This window comes from Microvirga tunisiensis (assembly GCF_009296175.1).
GTDB lineage: Bacteria > Pseudomonadota > Alphaproteobacteria > Rhizobiales > Beijerinckiaceae > Microvirga > Microvirga tunisiensis.
Window position 1 is genome coordinate 1 of sequence record NZ_VOSK01000390.1, and the last position, 5161, is coordinate 5161.

General features: G+C 56.0%; 2 protein-coding genes and 3 pseudogenes. 1 reads left to right on the forward strand and 4 read right to left on the reverse strand.

Annotated elements, in window-relative coordinates:
* Window positions 1–147: 147 nt before the first annotated feature.
* From FS320_RS37455 to FS320_RS48925, 3 genes and pseudogenes are all read right to left on the reverse strand, one after another.
* Window positions 148–2019, reverse strand: a complete 1872-nt coding sequence (locus FS320_RS37455) for a hypothetical protein (RefSeq protein ID WP_152717377.1) — start codon at window positions 2017–2019, stop codon at window positions 148–150.
* Between the two features lie 503 nt (window positions 2020–2522).
* A pseudogene (locus FS320_RS37460) lies at window positions 2523–3228 on the reverse strand (IS6 family transposase).
* A 22-nt stretch (window positions 3229–3250) separates the two neighbouring features.
* Window positions 3251–3415: pseudogene (locus FS320_RS48925) on the reverse strand (IS256 family transposase); the annotation flags it as partial.
* Window positions 3416–4129: 714 nt separating this feature from the next.
* Here FS320_RS48925 and FS320_RS37475 point away from each other — a divergent pair.
* Window positions 4130–4540 carry a winged helix-turn-helix domain-containing protein gene (locus tag FS320_RS37475; RefSeq protein ID WP_152717378.1) on the forward strand — a complete coding sequence of 137 codons (411 nt, stop codon included), beginning with the start codon at window positions 4130–4132 and terminating at the stop codon, window positions 4538–4540.
* 28 nt (window positions 4541–4568) lie between these two features.
* Here FS320_RS37475 and FS320_RS37480 read toward each other — a convergent pair.
* A pseudogene (locus FS320_RS37480) lies at window positions 4569–5036 on the reverse strand (IS6 family transposase); the annotation flags it as partial.
* Between the last annotated feature and the right edge of the window lie 125 nt (window positions 5037–5161).

The following is a 5161-nucleotide window of genomic DNA, read 5'->3' on the forward strand; positions in this document are numbered from 1 at the left end:
TGGCGAGTGTGGCACAGGGCAATTGGTGGCAGGGATTAGTCTCAGCAACCAAATCCTACGCTGCTTCAAGTGCTTAAGCTACACTCGCCAGCCTTCATCAACCTTCCCATGCATAAGAACGGCTAGCCAAGCCACTGACCATCCGGATCAACGACCGATGTCCGCACCACGACAGCGCTCTCGGTCATCTAGTCTCCGCGAGCTGCCACTCGCCATGTTGTCTGGCGGACGCGTTGGCCATCCACCATTGTCGTGCGGTGCAAGTAGAGATGCATTCGGGTCGTCTTCAACTACGGTCGACTGCACAGGGTCTGCGACTGATCGAATGCACCCAATTGTACTATCGACGTACTCCCCTGTGCGACGCCCCGACACGTGAAAAACGTCATTGCACTCGGTAACATCATCGCGAGCGATGAACTTCGCGAAGGCTTCCTCTGCTCCTTTCCGCACCGCAAGGTTATAAACGCGCTGCGTCATGTAGGTGTTGTCGGCGGCCTTGAGCCAAGCGTTTTCCACGCCGGATTTTTCTGTGATTTCTGCTAGGCTTTTCATGCCGAAAAGTTTTGGCCAAAAGCCAATGAAGTGTCCCTCAGGACGTTTGATCAACATATCTGGATTGTTTGTACCTGCTTGTAGTGTGAATTCATAATTATGGCTACAGCTTCTCCTTCCGGCGGGGGTGTCATAAAAATGTTGATCGCTCGTTCGCAGGGCACTGAAATTTTTGTGAGAAAGGCCGACTTTATCCATTACTTCGGCGTACTTCTCCTGCCCAAGTTGAAAATACAACTGAGGTCTGGGGATATAGGTACCTTCAGGATCGCTTATCTTAATCAGCACCGACATGAGGTCCAACTCCTCCTCGGTTGGCCATTTTCCCGTTCTTCGAAAACTCTGATTACGGGTTTCGAAGAGTGTCGCAGGTTGCCCTGACAGCGTGCTCGCTCTACCGATCAGTACCTCGTCGCCAAGTTCAATACATCCAGAGGTCAGCCGCGCAACGGCTTGAGGCTTTGCTTTGCTTGGGCGGCCAACGGTGAGAGCAGGCAGTGCCCCCCTTTGAGCGTCAATTGGGGCCTTACCGTTATCAAGAACGGTTGTGTTTCCACGCCCTCCCAATACTTCGTCGATGCTGGCTAGATCGGCGGCTGTGAACTCGAAATCGTCAAGGTAGCCCGGTTCCGGTGACCTTGGCTCGTGTGATGGAAGCGCACTAGTCGAACTTGGGGGCATTCCGCTATCGGCATTCATTGCTTTGCTTGGGCGGCCAACGGTGAGAGCAGGCAGTGCTCCCCTTTGAGCGTCAATTGGGGCCTTACCGTTATCAAGAACGGTTGTGTTTCCACGCCCTCCCAATACTTCGTCGATGCTGGCTAGATCGGCGGCTGTGAACTCGAAATCGTCAAGGTAGCCCGGTTCCGGTGACCTTGGCTCGTGTGATGGAAGCGCACTACTGGTATGATTGGCCACGGACGCAGATGCCCCCGCGAGAGTATTGGACGTTTCGCTTAAATCTCTCGGCCGAACCCTCACGTGGCCGCTTGCAACACCAGGGGGCTTATCTTCTCGCGCGCGCTTTCGCTCCTCGCGCTTCATATGCTCCAAAGCGCTGATGACAGAACCGCCATTGTTGCGCCACGTCGCCGGCGAGTTTGATGCAGCTGGTGTACCGGTTGCGAGCGAGCGGATATTAGGATCATCTCGAGCATCGACTGATGGCGCAGCGGTCGACATAGGTGCGGTAACGAGCCGTTCATTGTTCGAAACGACAGGTGCGGCGCGACTGGCACCCTTCAGGAAATCTTCATTCGGCATGGCCGGTCTCTTCCTATCTCCTATTTCCGCCAGGACCATCCCGGCCGCGATCATCTCGTGCGCGTTTAGGTTCGTTCGCTTCTCTGTCGTCATCACGCGGACGCATTGAATGCAGTTCGCCCCGCTTCTCGGCTGCTCGCGGCCGATGCCTGCGGCGATAAGGCCGTGCTCGAACTTTTGTCGACGACGGTGGATAGCCACTCGGATCAGCCTGCTGCTTACGCCAATGCGAGGAGGGGGCGGATAGGTCTGGCAGAAGCGGCTGGACGCTGTACGTCATAACAGTATCTTAAGTCAGAATGGACGCTGAGGTCTCGCCAGAGCAAGGCGTATTAAAACAGAACTTATGTAGTCAATAAGCCTACATCTATTTTTAGTGCTGTCAACATTCGATCTCTGGATGGAGTATTAATTGTGTTGCATCTGACATGTTTTTTCGCATTTCAACGCGAATACGTCGTCCTTACTGCTCAACGTCGCACGGTCCGCTTACGCAAACTTGCAAATTTATTTCTTCACTTCCATACAGGCTGCTCCAACATGGCAGATCGGTACTCCCTGGTGACTTGCTGCTCGTTCAAGAGAGGCCTCGGCAAGTGGGTGGCGTTCTTTAACGGTAACGAGAAAGGCCCGCGTGGCGGTACTGTCAACTTGACGCCTGATCGGCACAGCTGCCGCATGTGCAGCCCTCAAGCCAGTCCAAATCAGCCTACAAGCCCGGCACCGGCGACATCGCGCCAAGTGGCGAAGGCGCGATCGCGGGCAGCCCGGTACTCACTGGCGGAGAGGCGATGACGGCGGAGCTGGAAGTGGCTGTGGATCGGAGAATGAGTGGCGAGAAATTGCTGGGCCTGCCGGGCAGACGTGAACCGCCTCATGTAGCGTTCGCGCCTTCGGGTCGGTTGGTGCGACACCTCACAGCAGTTGTTGAGATACCGGCTTTGCCGATGTTCAACGCCCGGTAGGATCTCGCGTTTGGCAGCAGCATAGGATCCAAGTTTATCCGTCACGATGACTCTGGGAACATAGCACAAGCCCTTCAGTAGCTTGCGGAAAAAGCGCTTGGCCGCTTTCTTGTTGCGGCGACTCTGCACCAGCACGTCGAGCACGTTGCCGTGCTGGTCGACCGCCCGCCAGAGAGAGTGCAGTTTGCCTCGGATGCGGATAAACACCTCCTCTAAAAACCACTTGTCGCCGTGCTGTGGCCGGCGCCGCCTGAGCGACTTCGCGAAGGTCCGTCCGAAGCGGAGGCTCCATTCCCGGATGGTCTCGTAGCTGACCACGATGCCCCGGGCGGCCAAGATCAGCTCGACCTCCCGCAGGCTCAGGCTGAAGCAGTGATCAACCAGACCGCCTGATGATTTCGGCCGGAAAGCGGAAGCCTCGGTAGGGATTGGATGTCGTGCTCATGTCCGAGACCCTGCCATAGGCCCCGGTCTCTTGCCAACTTGACAGTACCATCGATGAGGGCTTCGATCCAGTCGCGCACCCGCTCCCGCACTCCGGTTTCGATCGGGTCGATCCAGTTGTCGAAAAGCCGGGCTTCAGGCTGACCGGCCGGATGCGCCGGATGGGTATTGCTGATAAGGTCCGTCATGGCGTGGTCTCCCGCGGGACCGCGGCGCTCCAACGCCCGAATCCCGCTGTGTGGGTTGCAGCACCCGGAGACTACGCCACCTACTCAAAAGTCCACCACATCCCAGACGGCACCGTAATATCGCGTTACATGTGTAATCCGTCCCTTGTGAAGAATTCATACTCCGTTGATATATTTTGAAGAAGTCTGAAGGTTAGATTTTGATTTTGCAGGAAACGAGGACTTTGCGCTCTGTTCCCTTGCGATTTCAGAATTCGGTTTTCGCAATAGCCGAATCGTGATTCACGGCCCCTGAAGATTGAAGGGGCACAGAAATACGGTAGGCGGATCAGATAGAGAACGGGATTTCATGGAAACTGTTTTCGTCGAGAGCGGGTTTGTTCTCCCAAAGGTAATCGCCGGTCAAGTTTGCATGCTCTCATGTGTCGGGGATAGGCTGGAAAGCGGGTGCTCGGGAGTGAATTGACCCGCTTCGCGCAAGGCATTAACGACGCGGCCGGTATAGGCCGGTATAGATTGTGTTCCAGTGGATGATGGTGGTGACAACCAGTCAGGTCAGATACCCTGTTGGGACGGCTTTGGGAGATCGAGACGCATCGGAAACTGTGCCCTACGTTAGTACACTGGAGCTTGGCCCCAAGATTACATAACGAACCATTTGGACTCCAGGAGTTCCTTCGCCCGCATTCGGGTTGCGCTAAGAGAGAGGATAGAATGCAAGGGAAGAGTGAGGGTAAGATTTACAATTTCGGCAACCAGAGATTTAACACTAAATTTCGTCGGATCACACGGAGATTATCAGACAAATCGGTCAAAGAGGTACCGGGCAAAGAGGCATCGGTCAAAGAGGTCAGCCTGACAGCGGCTGAATACAGCTTGCTGATGGCTTTCCTTAGTTCTCCCGGCCAAATCCTTTCGCGCGAACGACTGCTGATGGCGACGCATGTGCACTACGTGGGGATCCACGATCGGAGCATTGATATTCTTGTCTTTCGGCTCCGTAAAAAGCTCGAAGAAGACGCCTCCAATCCAAAATTCATTAAGACCATACGAGACGCGGGCTACATATTCGATCCTGACGGGCAGTCCGAAGCGCTGGAGGGCACCGTCAGGTTAACGGGCTGAAGTCACAGAGCCTCACGGGATCGGCGTATCATAAACCAGCAGCGAGACCAGTCACCTCGGCCCAAGTCGTAAAGGCTTGAACTCGGGACTTGCGAAAATCAGCGGCGCTGGTGTTGGCGGGACGGCGAAAGAGATTTCCAACCTGATCATGAACGGAGAGGAAGCGTTGCGCCTGCCCAGCTGATTTGAAGCGCTTCATGATGCGCTCCCGCCGGCGCGTCGGCTGATGGCGGTTTTCCGCGCGATTGTTTATGCCCTTGTGCTGCCGATGCTCCACGCCAGGCATGACAATCCTCTTCGCGGCGGCAGAGCTGGCCAGCTTGTCCGTGATCATCACCCGCGGCGCCGCGCCCTGCCTCTTGAGCAGCTTGCGCAGCAGGCGCTTGGCAGCCTTTGCATTCCGGCGACTTTGAACCAGGATGTCGAGCACGACGCCATGCTGGTCGACCGCGCGCCAGAGCCAATGCTTCCGGCCCGCAATGCTGATCACGACCTGGCGAGTCGCGCGGGGGGATCTCACCCCCGCGCGCTCCCAGAACCGTACGTGACACTCTCGCGTCATACGGCTCCCGATGTTCGGCCATTTCCATGCAGAAAGCGCCAATGCGCAAACAGGTGCGG